Raw genomic sequence first — 21,901 nt, forward strand, 5'->3', positions numbered from 1 at the left:
GTGGCTCAGCTGGCCTTTGGCCGGCCTGCGCCGGCCAGATTGCGCAGCACATACTGCAAGATGCCACCGTGGCGGTAGTATTCCCACTCCACGGGCGTATCAATGCGCACTGTTACCCTAAAGCTCACCTGACTGCCATCGGGCGCGCTCGCCCGCACCCCAACCTCCGCCGGCTGATCGTCTACCGGGTCTATATCAAATTGCGCCTGGGCATGCAGCCCGAGGCTGTCTGCCGACTCGCCGTCCCTGAATTGCAGCGCCAGCACGCCAAAGCCGACCAGGTTGGAGCGGTGAATACGCTCGAAACTCTCGGCAATAACAGCTCCAATCCCCAGTAGCCGCGTGCCCTTGGCTGCCCAGTCCCGGCTGGAACCGGTGCCATACTCCTTGCCCGCCAGCACCACCAGCGGCACCGCCTCCTGTTGATAACGCATTGCCGCATCGAAGATGCTGAGCTGCTCGCAGGAAGGAAAATGGGTCGTCCAGCCGCCCTCGGTACCGGGCGCCAGCTGGTTGCGAAGGCGAATATTGGCAAAGGTGCCACGCATCATCACTTCATGGTTGCCGCGCCTGGAACCGTAGCTGTTGAAGTCGGCCGGCTGCACGCCAAGCTGCTGCAGATAGAGCCCCGCCGGGCTATCAGCCTTGATGGCGCCCGCCGGCGAGATATGATCGGTGGTAATTGAATCCCCCACCCGAACGAGACAGCGCGCCCCCTGCACGGCCTGCGGTGGCACCGGCTCGGCACTCATATCATCAAAATACGGCGGATGTCTGATGTAACTGGAGTCTGGCCATTGATAGGTGGTGCCCTCGGGCAACGGTAGCGCGCGCCAGAATTCAGGCCCCTCAAAGACATCGGCATATCGACTGCGGAACATGTCGGCATTAATGCAGGTGCGCAACAGCGCCTGTATTTCCTGCTGCCCAGGCCAGATGTCCTTCAAATAGACGGGCTTGCCGGTCGAGCTTTGGCCCAGGGAGTCCTGATACAGATCCAGGGTCATGCTGCCGGCCAGTGCATAGGCGACCACCAGCGGCGGTGAGGCCAGATAGTTGGTTTTTACCTCGGGGTGAATCCGCCCCTCAAAATTGCGGTTGCCCGACAACACCGACGACACCATCAAACCGCCATCGCTGATCGCCTGGCTGATTTCGGGCCGCAGCGGCCCCGAGTTGCCAATACAGGTGGTGCAGCCAAACCCCACCAGATTGAAGCCCAGTGCCTCCAGCGGCTCCATCAGCCCGGCGGCCTGCAGATAGGCGCTCACGACCTGAGAGCCCGGTGCCAGCGAGGTTTTCACCCAGGGTTTGGTTTTCAGCCCCAGATCCCGTGCCTTTTTAGCCACCAGTCCGGCCGCCAGCATGACCGCGGGGTTGGAGGTATTGGTACAGGACGTGATGGCTGCAATGACAACATCCCCGTTGCGCAGCAAATGCTGTTCACCATCCAGCTCAAAGGCGACGCCACCGTCCTGCATTGGCACGTCCGGGTCTAACGTCCCCTGATGCTCGCGCATTACGCTCAGGAAGGCGCGCTTGGCATCGGTCAGGGCAATACGATCCTGAGGGCGTTTGGGCCCTGCGATGCTCGGCACCACTGAAGCCAGATCCAGCTCAAGTACTTCGCTGTAGTCGGCCTGGGCACTGGTGTCGTCATGCCAGAGTCGCTGCTCGCGGGCATAGGCCTCCACCAGCGCGCACTGCTCGGCACTGCGGCCGCTGAGTTCCAGATAACGCAGGGTTTCACTATCGATCGGAAAAATACCACAGGTCGCACCGTACTCGGGCGCCATATTGGCAATGGTGGCACGATCCGCCAGCGGCAGTTCGGCCAGGCCTGCGCCGAAGAACTCGACGAACTTGCCGACGACCCCGTGGCTGCGCAGCATTTCGGTCACCCGCAGCACCAGATCCGTCGCCGTGGCACCTTCCGACAGGCGCCCGCTCAGACGCATGCCAACAACGCTGGGCAACAACATCGTGACCGGTTGCCCCAGCATTGCGGCTTCCGCTTCAATGCCGCCAACACCCCAACCCAGCACACCCAGGCCGTTGATCATGGTGGTGTGAGAATCGGTTCCTACCAGGGTGTCGGGATAGGCCTGCAGCGCACCCTCGTGCTCTTTGGTCATCACCACCTGGGCGAGGTATTCGAGATTGACTTGGTGCACAATCCCGGTGCCGGGTGGCACCACGCGGAAATTGGCAAAGGCCTTTTGGCCCCAGCGCAGAAACTGGTAGCGCTCGGCATTGCGCTGGAATTCGATGCGGGTATTGAGATCCAGTGCCTGGGCCGTGCCGTAGTGATCCACCATCACCGAATGATCGATCACCAGGTCCACCGGTTGCAGCGGGTTTATCAGCTCAGGGTCACCGCCGAGGCGGACCATGGCGTCGCGCATGGCGGCCAGATCCACCACCACCGGCACGCCGGTAAAATCCTGCAGCACCACCCGCGCCGGGGTAAAGGCTACCTGGTCGCTGGGCTCAGCTGTCGGACTCCAGCGGCACAGCGCTTCAATATCGGATGGCCGTACGTTTAGCCCGTCCTCCAGGCGAAGCAGGTTTTCCAGCAAAATTTTCAGACAGTAAGGTAATCGACTGACACCGTACTGCGCCTCCAGTACATCCAGCCGGAAAATTTCATAGGTCTTGCCACCCACGTCCAGCGAATCCCGTGCGCCAAAGCTATTACTCATAACCACTCCCTCGTTTTAGCCACTGCCACTCTAACCGACAATAGAAGCCGGTTGTCGTTCAGGTCAGACGGGAAGATTTCGTCGGCAATTCACATTAAAACGCGGTTCAACAGGACTGCGAGGGGCCCTTCAGTTCCAGGGTGTTGCCTTCCGGATCCTGAATATAGAAAGAAGGGCCCATGCCCTCGGCCCCATAGCGCGCCTCAACAGCACCAACCTCGATATTCTCGGCCTTCAGATAGGCACGAATCGCCTCTGCGTCAAACGGCTCCAGCCGCAGACACAGGTGATCCAGGTTGCGCCCTTCACTGCCAGCAGCCCTGCCACCGGCCGCCCCCAGCTCACCATCGACCGTGATCAGGTCAATCAATGCCCGTCCTGCGCGCAGCTGATAGAGCCCAAGCTCCGGCTTGACCCGCTCGAGTTCACAGCCCAGCACCCGACAGTAAAAGTCCAGCATGGGCTCCAGTTGCTGTACCCGCAGCACCAGATGATCAATTTCGCGTATATGTATCATGGGCTTCCCGACCAATCAGACACCCTCAATAATAGCAGTCAGAGCACCAGGCTCAGGGCTATGCCCCACATCATCAGACATACCAGGCTGTCGAGCACGCGCCAGGCACGCGGATTGCGAAACAGCGGGGCAAGTTTCGGCGCGCCCATCCCCAGCATAAGAAACCAGGTAAAGGATGCCAGCACCGCACCGGCACCAAACCAGTAGCGCAGGCTGTCACCGTACTGGGTGGCGATACTCCCCACCAGCACCACCGTATCCAGATAGGCGTGGGGGTTTAGCAGGCTGACCGCCAGGGTCGTCAGCAACGCCGACTTGAGGGAACCGGCCCCACGACTGGCCATATCCAGCCCCGCCGGCTGCAACGCACTGCACAGTGCTCTATAACCGTAGTAAAACAGAAAGAACGCGCCGAATATCCGTGCCAACTCCAGTAGCATCGGCGACTCGCTGATCAGAGCCCCCATGCCCAGTACGCCCAGGCAGATAAGCAAGGCATCACTCAGGCTGCACAGCAGGGCAATGGGCCAGTGATACTGGCGTCGTACCCCCTGGGCCAGCAGAAAAGCGTTCTGCGCACCTATGGCGATAATCAAACCGCCGCCGGTCACAAATCCCTGCAACATGACGCTGGACTGAAGTGCACTGTTCATCAAACCATTTCCCGTTATAAAAGCCCGCCCGCAACGGGCTGCACGTTAAAGATGGCCGCGATATTGACCGGCAGCGACAAGTAAGTAAAACTTATATTTTTTATAACTGATTAGCAGAATTAATGATGCTGGATTATCGACAGATTCAGGCACTGGCCGCCGTGATCGAAGAGCAAAGTTTCGAGCGCGCCGCCGCCTCACTTCATATAACCCAATCGGCTGTGTCACAGCGCCTCAAGCAACTCGAAGAACGGCTTGGGCAGGCGCTGGTGATCCGTTCCAGCCCGGTGCGCGCGACACCGGCGGGTCAACAGGTACTCAAACATTACCGTCAGGTCAGCCTGCTGCAAAAGGAACTGCTCAGGGAGGTCGTTGATGGCGAAGACAGCAGCTTTACCCGCCTGTCTCTGGGGCTCAATGCCGACAGTCTCAGCAGCTGGTTTTTACCGGCGCTGCAACCCTTGCTGGAGCAGGAAAAAATCCTGCTGGAGTTAAAGGTCGATGACCAGGATCAGACCCACCATCTGCTGCGCACCGGCGAAGTCATTGGCTGCATCACCGCCAGCCCGCAGGCCATGCAGGGTTGCAACTGTATTCCCCTGGGCGTCATGCCCTATCGCTGCCTAGTGTCACCGTCCTATATCAGGCACTACCTCGCCGGCAAGGTAACCGCCGAAGGGCTGCGCCAGGCGCCGGCGGTGGAATATAACAACAAGGACGCGTTGCATTGCCGCTATCTGGAACGTTTTTACGGCCTGGCAGCCGGTGACTTTCCGCGCCACCGAGTCCCCTCCCCTGATGCCTTTATTGACCTGATCGTGCGCGGCTTTGGCGCCGGCATGGTGCCGGATCAGCAAAGCCGCCATTTTCTGGCCAAGGGGCTGGTGGTGGACCTGGCCCCCGGGAATTATCTGGCCGTGCCACTGTACTGGCACGTTTGGAACCTGAAGACACCGCTGGCACGGCGCCTGACTGAAACCCTGCTGCGGGGCGCGGAAAAGCTGCTTGAACCCTTTTCCGCCCACCCTGTCCTGACACACCCCTGACGCCTCCTATATGATCCAGATCAGCCAAGGCTTTTTTAATCTGCAGCATAATAGCCGGCTCTTCCGACCGCTGGAAAACGACAGGACCCTCGCCGCATGATCAAAATTGAACAGCCCCCCGCACAGCAGCAACTGGAGTTTTTTATCCAGCAGGCCCGCCAGGCCCGCCCCATCCGCACCGCGGTGGTACATCCGGTTGATCACAACTCTCTGACAGGCGCCCTGTCCGCCGCTGCAGAGGGTTTGATCGAACCGATACTCATAGGGCCCGAGGAGCGTATCAGGGCCCTTGCGGCGCAGGAGCAGCTCGACCTAAGGGGTATCGAGATCATTGATGTAGCCCATAGCCATGCCGCCGCCGAAAAGGCCTGCGAGTTGGTTCAGACGGGCCGCGTCGAAGCGCTGATGAAAGGCGCCCAGGCCACCTCCGAGCTGTTGAGCGCCGTGCTGCACAAAACCCTGGGCATCAGAACCGAGCGCCGCCTCAGCCATGTGTTTGTGTTTGATATTCCCAACTACCACAAGCCACTGGTGATTACCGATGCCGCCATCAATGTGGCGCCGAATCTGTCGATCAAGCGGGACATAGTGCAGAATGCCATCGATTTCTGCCAGCTTCTGGGGATTCCCAGCCCTCGCGTCGCCATCCTGGCAGCGGTCGAGAAAATAGTTCCGAGCATGCAAAGTACACTGGACGCCGCTGCGCTGTGCAAGATGGCCGACCGGGGGCAGATAAGCGGCGGCATACTGGACGGCCCACTGGCATTCGACAATGCCATTTCACGCCAGGCTGCGCTCGACAAGCACATAGAGTCAGAGGTTTCAGGAGAGGCCGATATCTTGCTGGCGCCCGACCTTGAATCCGCCAACATGATTGCCAAGCAGCTGGTATACCTTGCCAATGCCGAGTCCGCCGGCATCGCCCTCGGCGCCCGGGTGCCAATCATTCTGACCAGCCGCTCAGACAACACCCTGACCCGCATGGCATCCTGTGCCCTGGCCTCCCATATTGTGCATCAACGCAACGCTCTCAATCTGAAGCGATAAGGAACACTGGATCCATGAAGTGTATTTTGGCGGTTAATGGCGGTTCCTCCAGCCTCAAGTGCGGCCTGTACGAGCCCGGCACCAGCGTCCCCCAGCTGCGTTACCGCTTCAAGCTGGGTGATGCTCTGGGGACACCGGAACTGTCCATTACCGGCGGCCAGGGTGAAAAACTCGCCCTGCTCCACCCCGATTTTAGCCAGATCGCGTCCAGCCAGCGCCACCTGATGGCACTGACGCTGGTACTCGACTGGATCGATGAAAACCTGCCCGATTGCAGCATCGAAATGGTGGGGCACCGGGTTGTGCACGGCGGTCAGCTTTTTTCAGCCCCGGTACGAGTCGATGACGAACTTATTGAGGCCCTGCATCAGCTCAGCCCTCTCGCGCCCCTGCATCAGCCCTTCAACATCGAGCTTATCCAGGCCTGTCGCGCACGGCTGCCAGGGCTGGAACAGGTAGCCTGTTTTGACACCATGTTCCATGCCGGCCAGTCCAGCCTGGAACGCCAGTACGCTATCCCCGCCCGCTTTACGCAGGATGGAATTCAGCGCTATGGCTTCCACGGTCTGTCCTACGACTTCATTCAGCACCAGCTGGCGACACAGGGTCTAGGCCTCGGGCACAGCCTGATCTGTCACTTTGGTTCCGGCGCCAGCATGTGCGCGGTAAAGGATGGCCACTCGGTGGCCAGCAGCATGGGATTTACCGCCGTCGATGGCCTGCCCATGGGCAGTCGCTGCGGCAACATAGACCCTGGCGTGCTGCTGTACATGCAGCGCCACTATGGGCTGGATATAGAGGCACTGGAGCAGATTCTAAACAGGCAAAGCGGCTGGCTGGGGGTTTCGGGGATCAGTTCAGACATGCTCGAGCTGCACTGCAGCGCAAGCGATGCGGCCGGGTTTGCGATCGACATGTTCTGCTATCGCGCCGCACTTGAGGCCGGCCGCCTTAGCGCTGCCATGGAAGGCCTGGATCGCATCGTCTTCACCGGCGGCGTGGGTGAAAACGATGCCGATATCCGTGGCCGCATCGGCAAGCGCCTGGCGTGGCTCGGCGTAAAACTGGACGCCGCAGCCAACACCGCAGGAGATACACTGATCAGCCACCCGGACAGCCGCATCGAGGTGCTGGTGATTCCGACCCATGAAGGCGCCATGATCGCCCAGTACTGCCACGAGATGCCGGGCTGAGCTATACGCCTGACGGCGGCGCCAGGTCGGCTTATCAGGCCAGGCTGCGCTGGCGTACCGCTTCAAACAGGCAGACGCCGGCGGCCACAGAAACATTCAGGCTGCTGACTTCACCGGACATCGGAATCTTGACCAGGTGATCGCAGTGTTCACGGGTCAGGCGCCGCATGCCCTTGCCTTCAGCGCCCATGATCAGCGCCATGGGGCCCGTGAGACTGGCGTCATACACCATCTGCTCGGCTTCCCCGGCGGTGCCGGTAATCCAGATGCCGCGTTCCTGCAGCATTTGCAACGTACGCGCCAGATTGGTTACCTGCACATAGGGCACCACCTCGGCGGCACCACAGGCGACCTTGGAGACGGTGGAATTCAGCGGCGCTGATTTGTCTTTGGGCGCTATGACCGCCTGAACACCGGCGGCATCGGCGGTGCGCAGACAGGCCCCCAGATTGTGGGGATCCGTAACGCCATCGAGCACCAGTAAAAAGGGCGCTGTCTCGAGGTCATCGAGCAACTGATCGAGAAAGGCCTCATCCTTGGAAAGAATCGGATCGCACAGGACCAACACCCCCTGGTGCACACCGCCATCGGACAGTCGATCCAACTCCTGACGACTGACACGCTCCGGACGTACATGCACAGGCGCCGCCAGATCGATCACCTGCTGAATGCGCTCGTCGTTACGGCCCTGCTGCACCAGCAGACGCTTGATGCGCTTGGAGTCGCGTTTCAGCGCCGTACGCACCGCATGCTGACCGAACAGAATTTCGTCTTCCAATGGATATGCTCCTGTACCCGGTCAAAGACCGGGAGGCCGGGCCAGGATTCCAGATCCCGCTCGGGTTAATCGTATGTGCCGCGGCGCAGTCACCAGCGTCATCATGCAGGACGCCTGACATGACCCTTGGCTTGATAGAGCCCGGTGCCGGACGGGCGCGTATTATCCCCAACTCGGACCTAAAAACCCAGCGCCCTGGGCCCTGTATAGAGTGACCCATCAAAAAAGGTGCTTAGCATTTTCACGAAACACTTATCTGTCGATTGAGGTTGCTTTGAGTGCAGCGCAAAGGCTTAGTCGCGGGGCGCGACTACGACCGCCACATCGCAGGCTTACACTACATAACGATCAGAACGGCCCTCAATCCCCTCAGCAGCAGAAAATTGCTCCTGCATTTTCTGGCTACCGGCCATCCATGGCCATAAACCGACGAGCACCGGGATTATGTTCCGATCAGACCCGAAGGGGCGAGACAGGGACTGTCGAGCCGCCGATTGGGGACATGGATGTCCCCTTAGCGGCGTCCGGAGCATGATTCTGGCGCGCAGTGCAGCCGAAGGCCGGCTGATGGGTGGCGTGCTTTCTTTGGTTACTTTCTTTGCACGAGCAAAGAAAGTAACGCGCCAGCAAGGCGCAACATGAGCCATCAAGTAGCTCCAATACCCCAGCCTGCACAGGGTCCAACAGGCTCCAACACAGTCACCTTAATCTCGTCTCAACTATCGCAATGGGTCGATGTAAGGTGAAAGTGCTCTAATCCTGCGCTGAAGACCGCTCAGGCGATCTCATGGCTGTAAGAGTCATCCGCGCCCTGGCTGTCATTCCAGCTGATCACCAGGCTAGCCCCGCCGGTGCCCCGAAAACGAAAACGCAGAAAGGGATCCGCCGACATGGCCGGCGAGAGCGCGGCGCCGAACACTTTCTCGCCCCGGTAACGCACGCTGAGCTCTCGAATAAACAGGGCGTCCGCTGCATCGGCGATACAGCCCGATTGCGCCGCCATACCATGCTCCAGAAACAAACGTACGGTAATGATATCGTCCTTGATCGACGTCTCGACTCTCAAGATGCAGCCTCGTCATTGTCATTGCCTGGGCCACAACCGCTCAGCACAATCTGCACCGGCTGGCTATTTCTGAACAGCTGCCCATCCGACTCCACCACAACTGAAACCTCGCTGGATTGAGATAAACGAATACGGGCAGCAAGTTCTGGCAGCGTATTGGGCCCAAGCTCAAACAGGGCTGCCAGCGGCCGGGGGTTTTCGTGCACCAGCAGCGCAAGACGGGACACCTTGGGCAGATGGGTCAGCACCATGACCGGAACCAGTTCGCCCAGATGCGCGGTGGTAGGCAGCTTTAATTCGATCTCCAGCGCCGTAATCGTATCGCTGCGGCCAAAGGCTTCGGTCAGCGCAGCATCAATGGCCGGGCTTTCGAACGCCCGCCGATTCCAGTTGGCCAGAGCGTGCAGCGGCGCCAGCAACAGCGCAGCCGTGGCGACTCCCAGGCGTCGAACAAACAGTCGCCGTTGCATCAAAGGACTCCGTGGCGTTTTGGTCTCAAAGGCGAGAATACCTTAAAGACCGGGCCCAGACAGCTTTTGCAATCAGGCACCGTCAACCGACCTATCACAAAAAGGCCGCTGAAATCAGCGGCCTTTTGCATGGCAGGGTGCAGAATCAGAGCGCGGCGAAGATATTGTCGCGGATCTGTTCAACCGAGCCGACACCCGGAATGTAGACATAACGCGGCGCAGTAGCAGCGTTGGTCTCGCCCCAGCCCTTGTAGTAGTTGATCAGCGGTGCAGTCTGCTCATCGTATACCTTCAGACGGGCACGGACAGTCTCTTCCTGATCGTCCACACGCTGAATCAGCTCTTCACCGGTGACATCATCCTTGCCTTCCACCTTGGGGGCATTGAACAGCAGGTGGTAGGTACGGCCAGAGCCCGGGTGCACACGGCGTCCGCTCATGCGCTTGATGATTTCTTCGTTGTCGACGTCGATTTCAATCACGGCATCGATCTGCACACCGGCATCTTTGAGGGCGTCAGCCTGGGGAATGGTGCGCGGGAAACCGTCGAACAGAAAGCCGTTGGCGCAATCGTCCTGAGTAATGCGTTCCTGCACCAGACCGATGATGATGTCATCGGATACCAGCTGGCCTGCATCCATCACAGCCTTGGCCTTCACACCCAGCGGTGTACCGGCCTTGACGGCGGCGCGCAGCATGTCGCCGGTGGAGATCTGCGGAATCTTGAACTTTTCGGTCAGGTACTGTGCCTGTGTGCCCTTGCCGGCGCCGGGGGCGCCCAGAAGAATAATACGCATTGTGAGGTTGGCTCCTACTCTTGTAATAACAAAAAACTAAAAAACTGTTTCGCGTGGCTGTGCGGCAGTCAGCGCCCAATATCCCATGCTCTGGACAGTAACGAGTCCGGCACGGGGGGACAATGCGACATTAGCACTAACGCACTGAGGAAAAAGCAGCGCAACAGCCCGGAAAGCTGCCGCCTGTGGCGATGCCAGGCACGCGATTTTTCGTCAGCACACTCGCCTTTTGATATACGCGCAGGGGCTGCCCGCACGCAAAAGGGTATTGAGGGTAAGCTAAAAGCGGGGTTGTCATCAACCCCGCCAGTATTCTGATCAAAAATCAGCCAGTATTGCGCATCCCCGCCGAGATTCCGGACATGCTCACCATCAGTGCCCGTTCCAGCCGGCTGTCGGGCTGAGTACGGTCACGCAGCAGCAGTTCGGCCTGCAGAAAGTGCAGTGGATCTATATAAGGATTGCGTACTTCGATGGACTGACGGATCACCGGGTTCTCGGCCAGCAGCTGCGTCTGCTGTCTGATCTGCTTCACCAGCTCAACACTGTCACGCAGCCGACTGCGCAGACTCGAACCCAGCACCCGCAGTTCTTCAGACACCAGGCGGGCATCGTAGTAGGCCGCGATATCCGGATCACTCTTGGCCAGCACCATCTCCAGCATGTCGATATTGGCGCGAAAGAACGGCCAGTCACGGTACATGCTGTGCAGCAGCGGCAGTTGATCCGCCACCGCCTCCTGCAGCGCACTGTCCGAGCCCAGCCAGGCCGGCAGCATCAGACGGGTTTGGGTCCAGGCAAAGATCCAGGGGATGGCACGCAGACTCTCGATGCCACCGTCGGTACGCCGCTTGGCAGGGCGCGATCCCAGTGGCAGCTTGGCCAGTTCCTGCTCCGGTGTCGCGGCGCGGAAGTACTGCACAAAGTGCTCATCTTCCCGCACCACCGCGCGGTATTCCTTCAAGCCCCGCAGGGCCATGCGCTCCATCTGGCTGCGCCACTGCGGCTGCGGACCCGGTACCGGATCCAGGGTTGCCTGCAACACCGCGGCGGTATAAAGCTCCATGTTGCGGATGGCTATTTCGGGAATGCCAAACTTGAAGCGAATCATCTCACCCTGCTCGGTCACCCGCAGACCATGATCCACCGATCCCGGAGGCTGGGCCAGGATGGCGGTATGGCTTGGACCACCGCCACGGGCCACGGTACCGCCACGGCCGTGAAACAGGGTCAGGTGCACCTGATGCCGGCGACAGACGGCAGTCAGTTCCTCCTGGGCCTGGAACTGACCCCAGGCGGCGGCCAGCTGGCCGGCATCCTTGGCGGAATCCGAGTAACCGATCATGACTTCCTGCTGGCCCTGAATATAATCCTGGTACCAGTCCAGCGACAGCAGGGCATCGATACAGCCGTGGGCACCCTGCAGATCCGACAGGGTTTCAAACAGCGGCACCACCCGCATGTTGTGACCGATACCCACTTCCTGCAGCAGCAGAATCACACCCAGCACATCGGAGGGCTGGCTGGCCATGGAGATCACATAGCTGCCAAGAGAGTTCTCCTCGGCGCTGGCGACTACCTTGCAGGTATCCAGCACTTCCTGCACCAGGGCAGACGGTTGCCAGGCTCTGGGCAACAGCGGGCGGCGGCTGTTCAGCTCGGCCAACAGGAATTTCTGCCGACGGGGCTCATCCCAGTCGCTGTAACAGCCCAGCTCGTAAAACGCGGTGATCTCATCAAAAACGCCGGCGTGACGATCGGCATTCTGGCGAATGTCCAGTTTGACCAGTGTCATGCCAAAGCAGGCAATACGCCTGAGCATATCCTGTAGCCGTCCCTGGGCGATGATCTGCATGCCACAGTCCTGCAAGGATCGGTGACACAGCAGCAGCGGCTGCAGCAGCTCCTGTTCGTGCAGCAGCACGCCCTCGGCCGGAATCGGATTGCCATCGAGTTGCGCCTTGATCCACACCTTGGTGCGCCCAAGGGCCGCGCGCACATCAGCCAGCAGTGCACGGTAGGGCTCAGGCACATCGCCGACCCGTTCGCGCAGCTCGGAATTGCAGCGGTTCATGGACAGCTCGGCACGCAGCTGGTCGATATCGCGGTAATACAGATCCGCCGCCATCCAGCGCGACAGCAACAGTACTTCACGGGTAACCCTGGCGGTCACGTTGGGGTTGCCGTCACGGTCTCCGCCCATCCAGGAGGAATAGCGCACCGGGCAGCAATCCAGTGGCAGACCTTCACCCAGCACTTCCTGCAACTGTTCATCCAGGCTGCGCAGGAACTTGGGCACGGCTTGCCAGAGGGAATTTTCGATCACGGCGAAGCCCCACTTGGCCTCTTCCACCGGGGTCGGGCGCTGCTGGCGGATTTCGTCGGTGTGCCAGATCTGGCTGACGAGTTCACGCAGGCGATGCTGCACCTTTTCGCCTCGATCCAGCCGTTTGAGGCAATCGGCAATATCGTCAAACTTGTGAATCAGAGTGCGGCGGTTCACTTCGGTCGGGTGCGCGGTCAGCACCAGGTCCACGCTCAGCTTGCCCAGCCCACCGGCAATCTCGCGCACGCTGAAGCCGCGATCGCTCAGGCGGCGAAACAGCTGGCCAAGGGACTCGGGGGCGTCCTTGCCACTGTCTTCCAGACGCCGGCGCACGCGGTGGTGCTCTTCGGCAATATTGGCCAAATTCAGAAACTGGGTGAAGGCGCGGGCCACCGGCAGCACTTCATCTTCGCTCAGTTCGCCCAGGGCGCTCAGCAGTTCGTGATACTCGCTGTTGTCTTCCTGGCGTCCGGCCTTGGCCAGCTTGCGGATGCGCTCTACCTTTTGCAGAAAAGCCTCGCCAAGCTGGGTTTCGATGGTCTGCCCCAGGCAGTCCCCCAACATTCGAACATCATCACGCAACGCTTCGTGCAGATCAGCCATCCACTCTCTCCCTTAGATGAAAATCAGCCGGGCGCAATGCCCGGAGTCACATCGGCTCTTCGAGCATAATGGATTCTCGGCCAGGAAGGTAAACTCAAAACACAGAAAAATGCTGATTTTGGTAAATTTCTTACACCCGCCAGGTGCTGCGTCGCCCATGCTTCAAGCGGTGGCCGCATCAGGCCATAACAGGGAGCATGGAGCGCACCAGAGCGGTGCAAAAAGAGCTGCATCGGCAGCGTTTAGCGGCCTCAGAGACCCAGCTTTTTGGCCTGATTCCAGAAGCCATCGAGTTCATCGAGGCTGAAGCTGTCCCAGTCACGCCCAGAGGCGGTGACGACACTTTCGATATAGCCAAAGCGACGCACAAACTTGGCGTTGGTGCTGCGCACAGCGGTTTCAGGATCCACCCCCAGATGCCGCGCCAGGTTGACCTGGGCAAACAGCAGATCCCCCATTTCATCGGTGATCTCGTCCTGCTTGCCGCGGCGGATGGCTTCTCGCAGCTCGCCGATTTCCTCCTCGATCTTGTCGAGTACCAGCAACGGATCATTCCAGTCAAAACCCACCCCGGAGGCACGTTTTTGCAGCTTCAGCGCCCGGCTAAGGCCCGGCAGCGCCGCCGGAATATCATCCAGTACCCCAAGGCTCGCCTTGCCCTCACGCTCTTCCTGCTTGATCAGCTCCCAGGTTTCGCTCACCTGCTGCTCGCTGCGCTGCATATCGCCGGCGCGGGACCCCAGAGTACCGGCCGGAAACACATGGGGGTGACGTCGAAGCAGCTTGCGCACCAGATTATCGACGATGTCGGCAAAGTCGAAACGACCGCTTTCCTCACCCAGCCTTGCGTAGAAAACCACCTGGAACAGCAGATCACCGAGCTCATCCTTGAGATGGGGCCAGTCCTGTCGCTCTATGGTGTCCGCCACCTCGTAGGCCTCTTCCAGCGTATGCCGCACTATGCTGGCAAAATCCTGCTTCAGATCCCAGGGACAACCGTCCGCGGGGTCACGCAGTCGCGCCATCAGGCAGAGCAGATCATCCAGGTCGTATTCAGCCATCAGGCGGACCCACTGCGCTGGCGGTGCACATCAATCACATTGGGTATCTGGTTGATCTTGTCCATGATGCGCCCGAGCAACTCAAGGCGGGAAATCTCCACCGTGATCGTCAGGCGCGCCACATTGCTATTGCGGTCCGTCAGGGTGTTGGCCGCCAGCACATTGAGGCTGCTGTTGGCCAGTTCCATCATGATGTCACGCAGCAGCCCTGAACGGTCGTAGGCTTCGATAAATATGTCCACCGGGTAGGTGGCTTCGCCCTCCTCACCCCAGTCGACCTCGATCATGCGTTCGCGTTCATGCTGACGTAACGCCAACGCATTACTGCAGTCTTCGCGATGCACAGATACGCCCCGGCCCTGGGTGATATAGCCGACAATCTGGTCCCCCGGAACTGGCTTGCAGCAGGTCGCCATCTTGGTCAGCAGGCTGCCAACACCGCGAATCCGGATGCTGCCGCCGCCGCTCACCTTGCTGCGGCTGATCGCCGGCAGGGCCAGATCAAGCTGTTCATCGACATGCTCAACTTCAACCTGGCGCTGGGCCGCATTGATGATCTGTGACTGGCGCAGGTCCCCGGCACCAAGGCCGGCAAACATTTCATCCACCTGGCGGTAATTCAGTTCGCGGGCAATCTGTTCCAGATTGATCTCGCGGATATTCAGCGCCAGGCGCTTGAACTCCCGCTCGACGATATGTCGACCGGCTTCAGCATTCTGATCCCGCGCCTGCTCCTTGAACCAGTGCGCGATCTTGGCCCGCGCCCGGGATGTAGTGACATAGCCCAGGTTAGTGTTGAGCCAGTCTCGCCTGGGCCGCTCCTCATTGGCGGTCATGATTTCAACCTGATCCCCGGTCTTGAGCGCCCGGGTCAGGGGAATGATGCGGCCGTTGACCTTGGCACCACGACAGCGGTGACCGATCTCGGTATGCACCCGGTAGGCAAAATCCAGCGCGGTAGCACCGTGGGGCAGGTCCAGCACATGGCCTTCAGGCGTGAATACATAAACCCGGTCCTGGGTCACATCGCCGCGCAGCATGTCGCCGAAGGCTTCGCTCTGGCCCAGATCATCGTGCCATTCAAGTACCTGGCGCAGCCAGGCAATCTTGTCTTCGTAGGAGGAGCTGCGGCTGTTAAGGTCAGTGCCCTTGTACAGATGGTGCGCGCATACGCCAAGCTCGGCTTCATCGTGCATCGCCTGAGTGCGGATCTGAATTTCCAGCACCTTGCCTTCCGGGCCTATCACCGCCGTATGCAGCGAACGGTAACCGTTGGGCTTGGGTGAGGCTATGTAGTCATCAAACTCGTGGGGAATATTGCGCCACAGGCCGTGCACAATGCCCAGCGCTGTGTAGCAGTCGCGGGCTTCGGGCACCAGAATACGCACCGCCCGCACATCGTAGACCTGGCTGAATTCGATGTTCTTGCGCTGCATTTTGCGCCAGATGCTGTAGATATGCTTGGCGCGCCCCATCACCTGGCCGTCAATATTGACGGCCCCAAGATCCGTTTTGAGCTTGGCAACGACGGTATTGATGAAGTCTTGCCGATCCAGCCGCTTTTCATCCAGCAGCGTGGCAATGTCCTTGTAGTCGTTGGGCTTGAGGTAACGAAACGACAGGTCTTCAAGTTCCCACTTGATATGACCGATGCCCAGCCGGTGTGCCAGGGGGGCATAGATATCAAAGACTTCACGGGCCACCAGATAGCGCTTGCGGCGCGTACCGGTCTTGACGCCACGAATGGCGCAGGTGCGCTCAGCGATCTTGATCAGTGCAACACGCACATCGTCGATCATCGCCACCAGCATCTTGCGGACGTTGTCGACCTGGTTCGTGCCGGTGCCCAGCACGGCTTCTTCGAAACGGGGATTCTTGCGGGTACCAATAGCCGCCATCTGCAGCACGCCGTCAATCAGCTGCGCCACCTCGGCGCCAAACTGATCACTCACCTGCTTGAGGCCGAGCTTGTTCTCGCGCACTGCACGGTACAGGATGGCCGCGATCAGGGTCAGCGAGTCCTGCTGCAGCTCGGCCAGAATGCTGGCCATATCCAGCCCCGTACGATAGCTGCCAAGGCTGGTCTTGGACCAGATATCATCTTCGTTCACCGCATGGGCGCGTTCTTCACACGCCTTGGCCAGCTCACAGGCCTGACGGATCTGAGCAAGATCGGTAATGTCGGCCTGCTGCTGCAAGTTCAGCAGCCACAGGTCCAGATCCACGGTACCATCCTCACGAATCGGATGGTCTTCTCTAACTTTCACCACGGCACAGCCACTCCTAAATTCCGGGCACCGAGGATAGGGTTCCGGGCGAACTGCTGAGCCTGTCCCGGTATCTTCGGTCTGCCATACTTCCTTTTCTATTATTATTCTTCGGGGCCTAGTAACCTGCAGGACTTAACACTGATCTACTCGGCTCGGGCACCCTGCTTCGCTCTATCTTCTGCATCCATGCAGTCGTGCGAAAAAGCCCGACAGGCTGCGAGCGCCACTGACAATAATTCAAAACGGGCGCCTCCCCTGCCAACACGCGGCACATTCTAGTCGTTATGACCGGTGATCGCGAGCAAGTTCCATGCACAGGGAATGCCTGTGCCACCACCCGAAGCCAGCGCCTGCCAGGCCCCTGCATGGAAGTGCGCTTTGCAATCTTCAGGCCGGGCTGTAAACGCCGGTCGACAGATAGCGATCACCGCGATCACAGATAATGCAGACGATCACCGCATTCTCCAGCTGAGTCGAAAGCCGCAGCGCGCCCGCCACAGCACCACCAGAGGACACACCGCAAAAGATGCCTTCCTGTCGCGCCAGCGCCCGCATGCAGTCTTCGGCTTCACGCTGTTCGATATCCAGCACCTGATCCACCCGTGCCGGATCAAAGATCTTCGGCAGATAGGCCTTGGGCCAGCGCCGGATACCCGGAATCTGGGAACCATCACTGGGCTGCAGACCTATGACCTGAATCGCAGGGTTCTGCTCCTTGAGGTAGCGTGAAGTCCCCATGATGGTGCCGGTCGTGCCCATGGATGATACAAAATGGGTCACGCGACCATGGGACTGCTGCCAGATCTCAGGCCCGGTGCCCAGGTAGTGCGCATCGGGGTTATCGAGGTTGGCGAATTGATCCAGCACCCGCCCCTTGCCGGCGGCTTCCATCTGCTGCGCCAGATCCCGCGCACCTTCCATACCCTGCTCCGGTGTCACCGTAATCAACTCGGCGCCGTAGGCGGTCATGGAGGACTTGCGCTCGGCACTGGAGTTGTCCGGCATGATCAGGATCAGCTTGTAACCCTTGATGGCCGCTGCCATCGCCAGCGCTATGCCGGTATTGCCCGAGGTCGCCTCGATCAGGGTATCCCCCGGCTGAATATCACCACGGGCTTCGGCCTGCTGAATCATGGCCAGCGCAGGGCGGTCCTTGACCGAGCCCGCGGGATTATTGCCCTCGAGTTTGCACAGAATAATATTCGAGGTCTCCCCCGGCAGGCGCTGCAACTGCACCAGAGGCGTCTTGCCGACATAGTGCTCGATGGTTGGAAATTCTGGAGTCATGTCTGTCACCGGTGACTAATACGTAATTTGACGAAACAAGGGCGCTTAAGCCTCAGCTATCCTGCTCGGCCACCACGAAGGCGACCACCAGCTGCTGCTCATCGCTGTAGGACAGGTGCAATCGGCTGATGCCCAGTTCAAGGGCGCGCGTCTGAGCCCCACCACTGAGCTGCAGGCCTGGTTTGCCCAGAGCATCGTGCGCGATTTCAAGGTGCTGCCAGCTCACACCACGGCCGATACCCGTGCCCAGCGCCTTGACCGCCGCCTCCTTGGCGGCGAAACGCTTGGCCAGATAACGCGCCTGATCCTGGCTGGCCTCAAAGCCCGCCAGCTCCTGTGGCCTGAGAATACGCTGCGCCAGGCGCGGCGTGCGCGCCAGAGCTGCGGCAATACGGTCGATCTGTACCAGATCGGTACCGATGCCGGCGATCATCGGCTGAGCGCATCCCGCTGTGGCTGCACCCGCGCCTGGGTTTCGAGCATCAGACGGCGCATCTCGGCAACCGCATCCTTGAGCCCGACAAAGACGGCGCGGGCGATCAGGCCGTGGCCGATATTCAGCTCATTCAGATGGGGGATTTCAGCAATCTGCTCGACATTGTGATAGTGCAGCCCGTGGCCCGCATTCACGATCAGACCCTTCTCCCAGGCATAGCAAGCAGCATCACGAATGCGCTCAAGCTCGGTGCGCTGTGCAGCGGCAGTCGTCGCATCGGCGTAGGCACCGGTGTGCAACTCAATGACCGGTGCACCGCAGCGCAACGTCGCATCGATCTGGGCGCGGTCGGGATCGATAAACAGCGACACCTCAATACCGGCGGCAGCAAGACGGTCACAGGCCGCTTTCATCTTGCCTTCCTGCCCCGCCACATCGAGGCCGCCTTCGGTGGTGAGCTCTTCACGCTTTTCCGGCACCAGGCAGCTGTGTGCCGGCCGAATCTCTTCGGCAAAAGCCAGCATTGCGTCGGTAACCGCCATTTCCAGATTCATGCGGGTCTGCAGGGTTTCTTTCAGCAGACGTACATCACGCTCCTGAATATGACGCAGGTCCTCGCGCAGATGCACCGTGATACCGTCGGCACCGGCTTCTTCAGCCAGTAGCGCTGCCTGCACGGGATCGGGGTAACGGGTGCCCCGGGCCTGACGCAGGGTAGCGATATGATCGATGTTGACTCCCAGCAACAAGCGGCTTGGCTCAATCACACTTATCTCCTTTCATTCAAGAGTGCCCTGCCACAATGCCCGCAGGCACGGCAGGGCGCTGAAAAAGTTCACGACTGCGCAGGGCCTTGCCACCGAGCATCTGATCCAGTGCCAGGCGCATCAGCCTTTTGGCCGCACGTCTTGTATGTGGCTCCGAATAATCATCTTCGCCAATGGCCAGCAGCTGCTGACCACCAAAGCAGCGCTGCCGATCGGTGTCGCGCAGCGCGGTGACAGACTGAAGTCCGCCTTCGGGTCGCAAAAAATACACCGCCTGAGCATCCAGATCACTCAGTTCCAGCGCATAGCCGATCTCACTCAGCAAATGCCGCTCGAACGTGCGCAGTGCACCCTCGATATCCTGCCCCGAGAGCAGTTCGGTCAGCGCGTACTGGTAATAAACATACAATCTGGGGTGGGGATCAATGGGCTGCAGCAGGCGCTGCAAGAGCTCGTTGAGGTAGAGGCCACAGAGCAGAGCCCGCCCCTGCAGAAAGACCGGTGGCGCCACGGCCTCGGCCTGACCGAGGGTTTTCAGCTCGCTGCGCCCAGACCAGCTCAGCTGCAGCGGCACAAACGCCTGAAGACTGGAGCGGGAACGCGAACCTGGACGGCGCGCGCCCCTGGCGACCAGGCTGACCTTGCCGTGTTCCAGCGTAAAGCAGTCCACCAGCAGGCTGGTATCTCGGTAGGGACGGGCATGCAGCACATAAGCCGCCTGCCCATCGACACGATAGTCCATCAGAAATACTCAGTATGCATGACGGCTTCCGAAGTGCTGATCAGGCCGACCATCGCGGCGCCGCAACCCAGGGTGCGGAGGCTATGCAGCGAGCACCCGCCTTAGTCGTCATAACCCAGACTGCGCAGTGCCCGGTCGTCATCCGCCCAGCCCTTGCGTACCTTGACCCAGAGGTTGAGCATGACCTTGCTGTCAAACATGCGTTCCATGTCCAGCCGGGCATCCCGGCCGATGGTTTTCATGCGTGCGCCCTTGTCACCGATCACAATGCGTTTTTGCCCTTCGCGCTCAACCAGTATCAGCGCACTGATGGTGAGCAGGCCATACTCGTCCTGTACAAACTGTTCAATCTCGACGGTGGTGCCGTAGGGAATTTCCTCCCCGAGATTGCGCATCAATTTTTCACGCACAAGCTCTGCAGCGACAAAACGCGAGCTGCGATTGGTAATCTGATCTTCCGGGTAATAGTGTTCAGCGGCGGGCATATGCTGCTCCACCAGTTCCTCCAGGCGCGGCACATTGTGACCGTTCTTGGCGGAAATGGGGATCACTTCAGCAAATTCACGCTTGGCGGTCACCATCTCCAGGTGCGGCAGCAATTCAGACTTGTCCTTAAGCTGATCCACCTTGTTGACCACCAGTACCACCGGGCAAGGTACCCAGGTGAGCTTCTCCAGCACCAGGTCGTCTTCGTCGGTCCAGGCGGTCCGGTCAACCACAAACACCACCAGGTCGACATCGCGCACCGCATCGGCGGCTGTTTTGTTCATGTAGCGGTTCAGTGCCTTGCCCTGATCACGGTGCAGCCCGGGAGTATCGACATAGATGACCTGCAGGTCGTCTTCGGTCTTGATGCCCAGGATCTGGTGCCGCGTGGTCTGGGGCTTGCGCGATGTGATGCTCAGCTTCTGACCGAGTATATGGTTCAGCAGCGTCGACTTGCCCACATTGGGGCGCCCGACAATCGCCACAAAGCCGCAGCGCTGCTCGCCCTCGTAGGGTTCAGCGCCAGGTACTGGTGGCATTTCCGGCATTTCAAATTCATCGCTCATTCGGCTTTCTCCACCTGCAGTCCGATCAGCGCAAGCCTTGCTGCTTCCTGCTCCGCCTGGCGGCGGCTATTGCCCTCACCTTCACTCGGCACCGTCAAGCCGGTCACATGACAGCGGATAAAGAAAGTCTGGGAATGGGCTTCACCGTCGACTGCAATCAATTCATAGTCCGGCAGTGCCAGACGTCGAGACTGCAGATGTTCCTGCAGCCGGGTCTTGGCATCCTTGAGGGATTCGTTCAGATCAAGCTCTTCCAGACGCTCCTTGAACCAGCGATGGATAAAGCCACGACAGACTTCCAGGTCGCTATCCAGATAGATGGCTCCCATCACCGCTTCGGTCGCATCGGCCAGAATCGAGTCACGCCTGAAACCGCCGCTTTTCAGCTCGCCGGAGCCCAGGCGCAGATACTCGCCCAGATCAAGCTCGCGGGCCACCTCGGCCAGGGTCTCGCCCTTGACCAGGCGCGCCCGCAGGCGGCTCAGCTGACCTTCACGCGCCTGGGGAAACTGCCGGAAGAGCGCATCGGCGATAACAAAGTTAACGATGGAATCACCGAGAAACTCCAACCGCTCGTTATTGCGTTTGCCGCAACTGCGGTGAGTAAGTGCCAGTTCCAGTAAAGATGGATCGTTAAAGCTATAGCCCAGACGTCGGCTAAGATCTGCGGTCGGTTTGATCAAGGTTTTATGACTTCGTAATGCTCGTTAAATTTAACCACGGCATCGACGTTATAAAACATCGGAACCCGCTCTTCATAGACAAGATCAAAATGGATCTTGCCGTCTATATTCTCAATTTTGAGGAAATCTTCCCGCGACAGCTCGGCCCGCACCTGGTTAATAATGGCGCGATCGTAAATCGTGCGCCGAATGGAACGAAATTCCTTGGACACCTGATCCTGATCGTTAATCACATTTTCAATAATGGATTTAACGGTCGCGTGCTCCTTGTACGGTGTAAACAGCTTAAAGCCTACCGCCAGAAAAACGCCGACAACGACCATCCCCATCAGGATGGAAACGAAAGACGCGCCCTGTTCCCTTTTCACAGCATTAATCATTTCAATCCCCTATTCACCAGGCAGCT

General features: G+C 59.5%; 20 protein-coding genes. 3 read left to right on the plus strand and 17 right to left on the minus strand.

Annotation, left to right across the window (positions count from 1 at the left end; all coding sequences use genetic code 11):
* Window positions 1-5: 5 nt before the first annotated feature.
* The 3 genes from acnA to A8C75_RS17260 form a co-directional block, all read right to left on the minus strand.
* Window positions 6-2,702, minus strand: coding sequence for an aconitate hydratase AcnA (acnA, locus tag A8C75_RS17250; RefSeq protein ID WP_067385288.1), 2,697 nt, complete (start codon window positions 2,700-2,702; stop codon window positions 6-8).
* Between the two features lie 106 nt (window positions 2,703-2,808).
* The gene (locus A8C75_RS17255; RefSeq protein ID WP_067385291.1) at window positions 2,809-3,219 is read right to left on the minus strand and encodes a VOC family protein; all 411 of its coding nucleotides are present in this window, start codon (window positions 3,217-3,219) and stop codon (window positions 2,809-2,811) included.
* A gap of 38 nt (window positions 3,220-3,257) precedes the next feature.
* Entirely contained in the window at window positions 3,258-3,872 is a 615-nt protein-coding gene (locus A8C75_RS17260) for a LysE/ArgO family amino acid transporter (protein ID WP_067385293.1), read from the minus strand.
* A gap of 122 nt (window positions 3,873-3,994) precedes the next feature.
* Between A8C75_RS17260 and A8C75_RS17265 the strand changes: the two genes are divergently transcribed.
* The 3 genes from A8C75_RS17265 to A8C75_RS17275 all read left to right on the plus strand — a co-directional run bounded on the left by A8C75_RS17265 (window position 3,995) and on the right by A8C75_RS17275 (window position 7,158).
* Complete coding sequence (locus A8C75_RS17265; protein WP_227819956.1) at window positions 3,995-4,918, plus strand: LysR family transcriptional regulator ArgP; 924 nt, start codon at window positions 3,995-3,997, stop codon at window positions 4,916-4,918.
* Between the two features lie 96 nt (window positions 4,919-5,014).
* Window positions 5,015-5,965 carry a bifunctional enoyl-CoA hydratase/phosphate acetyltransferase gene (locus A8C75_RS17270; protein WP_067385296.1) on the plus strand — a complete coding sequence of 317 codons (951 nt, stop codon included), beginning with the start codon at window positions 5,015-5,017 and terminating at the stop codon, window positions 5,963-5,965.
* Window positions 5,966-5,979: 14 nt separating this feature from the next.
* Window positions 5,980-7,158 carry an acetate/propionate family kinase gene (locus A8C75_RS17275; RefSeq protein WP_067385299.1) on the plus strand — a complete coding sequence of 393 codons (1,179 nt, stop codon included), beginning with the start codon at window positions 5,980-5,982 and terminating at the stop codon, window positions 7,156-7,158.
* A 34-nt stretch (window positions 7,159-7,192) separates the two neighbouring features.
* Here A8C75_RS17275 and rlmB read toward each other — a convergent pair whose 3' ends face one another.
* From rlmB to A8C75_RS17345, 14 genes are all read right to left on the minus strand, one after another.
* Complete coding sequence (gene rlmB / locus A8C75_RS17280) at window positions 7,193-7,936, minus strand: 23S rRNA (guanosine(2251)-2'-O)-methyltransferase RlmB (RefSeq protein ID WP_067385302.1); 744 nt, start codon at window positions 7,934-7,936, stop codon at window positions 7,193-7,195.
* Between the two features lie 775 nt (window positions 7,937-8,711).
* Window positions 8,712-9,002, minus strand: a complete 291-nt coding sequence (locus tag A8C75_RS17285; RefSeq protein WP_067385307.1) for a thiosulfate oxidation carrier complex protein SoxZ — start codon at window positions 9,000-9,002, stop codon at window positions 8,712-8,714.
* Window positions 8,999-9,472 (minus strand): thiosulfate oxidation carrier protein SoxY, encoded by a 474-nt coding sequence (locus A8C75_RS17290; protein WP_067385310.1) that lies wholly within the window; start codon window positions 9,470-9,472, stop codon window positions 8,999-9,001. Before A8C75_RS17290 ends, A8C75_RS17285 begins: the two co-directional genes overlap by 4 nt.
* Window positions 9,473-9,617: 145 nt before the next feature.
* Window positions 9,618-10,268, minus strand: a complete 651-nt coding sequence (gene adk, locus A8C75_RS17295) for an adenylate kinase (protein WP_067385315.1) — start codon at window positions 10,266-10,268, stop codon at window positions 9,618-9,620.
* Window positions 10,269-10,593: 325 nt separating this feature from the next.
* On the minus strand, window positions 10,594-13,197 hold the full coding sequence (gene ppc, locus A8C75_RS17300; protein ID WP_067385317.1) for a phosphoenolpyruvate carboxylase: 2,604 nt from the start codon (window positions 13,195-13,197) through the stop codon (window positions 10,594-10,596).
* 251 nt (window positions 13,198-13,448) lie between these two features.
* Window positions 13,449-14,258 carry a nucleoside triphosphate pyrophosphohydrolase gene (mazG, locus tag A8C75_RS17305; RefSeq protein WP_067385318.1) on the minus strand — a complete coding sequence of 270 codons (810 nt, stop codon included), beginning with the start codon at window positions 14,256-14,258 and terminating at the stop codon, window positions 13,449-13,451.
* Complete coding sequence (relA, locus tag A8C75_RS17310; RefSeq protein WP_067385320.1) at window positions 14,258-16,528, minus strand: GTP diphosphokinase; 2,271 nt, start codon at window positions 16,526-16,528, stop codon at window positions 14,258-14,260. The genes mazG and relA overlap by 1 nt, the downstream gene beginning before the upstream one ends.
* Window positions 16,529-16,915: 387 nt before the next feature.
* On the minus strand, window positions 16,916-17,815 hold the full coding sequence (cysM, locus tag A8C75_RS17315; RefSeq protein WP_067385323.1) for a cysteine synthase CysM: 900 nt from the start codon (window positions 17,813-17,815) through the stop codon (window positions 16,916-16,918).
* A gap of 52 nt (window positions 17,816-17,867) precedes the next feature.
* The gene (gene acpS / locus A8C75_RS17320; protein WP_067385324.1) at window positions 17,868-18,248 is read right to left on the minus strand and encodes a holo-ACP synthase; all 381 of its coding nucleotides are present in this window, start codon (window positions 18,246-18,248) and stop codon (window positions 17,868-17,870) included.
* Window positions 18,245-19,015 carry a pyridoxine 5'-phosphate synthase gene (pdxJ, locus tag A8C75_RS17325; RefSeq protein ID WP_227820029.1) on the minus strand — a complete coding sequence of 257 codons (771 nt, stop codon included), beginning with the start codon at window positions 19,013-19,015 and terminating at the stop codon, window positions 18,245-18,247. Before pdxJ ends, acpS begins: the two co-directional genes overlap by 4 nt.
* Before the next feature lie 19 nt (window positions 19,016-19,034).
* Entirely contained in the window at window positions 19,035-19,760 is a 726-nt protein-coding gene (gene recO, locus A8C75_RS17330) for a DNA repair protein RecO (protein WP_067385326.1), read from the minus strand.
* A gap of 101 nt (window positions 19,761-19,861) precedes the next feature.
* The gene (era, locus tag A8C75_RS17335) at window positions 19,862-20,785 is read right to left on the minus strand and encodes a GTPase Era (protein ID WP_193788219.1); all 924 of its coding nucleotides are present in this window, start codon (window positions 20,783-20,785) and stop codon (window positions 19,862-19,864) included.
* Between the two features lie 23 nt (window positions 20,786-20,808).
* Entirely contained in the window at window positions 20,809-21,495 is a 687-nt protein-coding gene (rnc, locus tag A8C75_RS17340) for a ribonuclease III (RefSeq protein WP_067385328.1), read from the minus strand.
* Window positions 21,492-21,875 (minus strand): DUF4845 domain-containing protein, encoded by a 384-nt coding sequence (locus A8C75_RS17345; RefSeq protein WP_067385329.1) that lies wholly within the window; start codon window positions 21,873-21,875, stop codon window positions 21,492-21,494. Before A8C75_RS17345 ends, rnc begins: the two co-directional genes overlap by 4 nt.
* Window positions 21,876-21,901 lie beyond the last annotated feature (26 nt).

It is taken from the genome of Marinobacterium aestuarii (genome assembly GCF_001651805.1).
GTDB lineage: Bacteria > Pseudomonadota > Gammaproteobacteria > Pseudomonadales > Balneatricaceae > Marinobacterium_A > Marinobacterium_A aestuarii.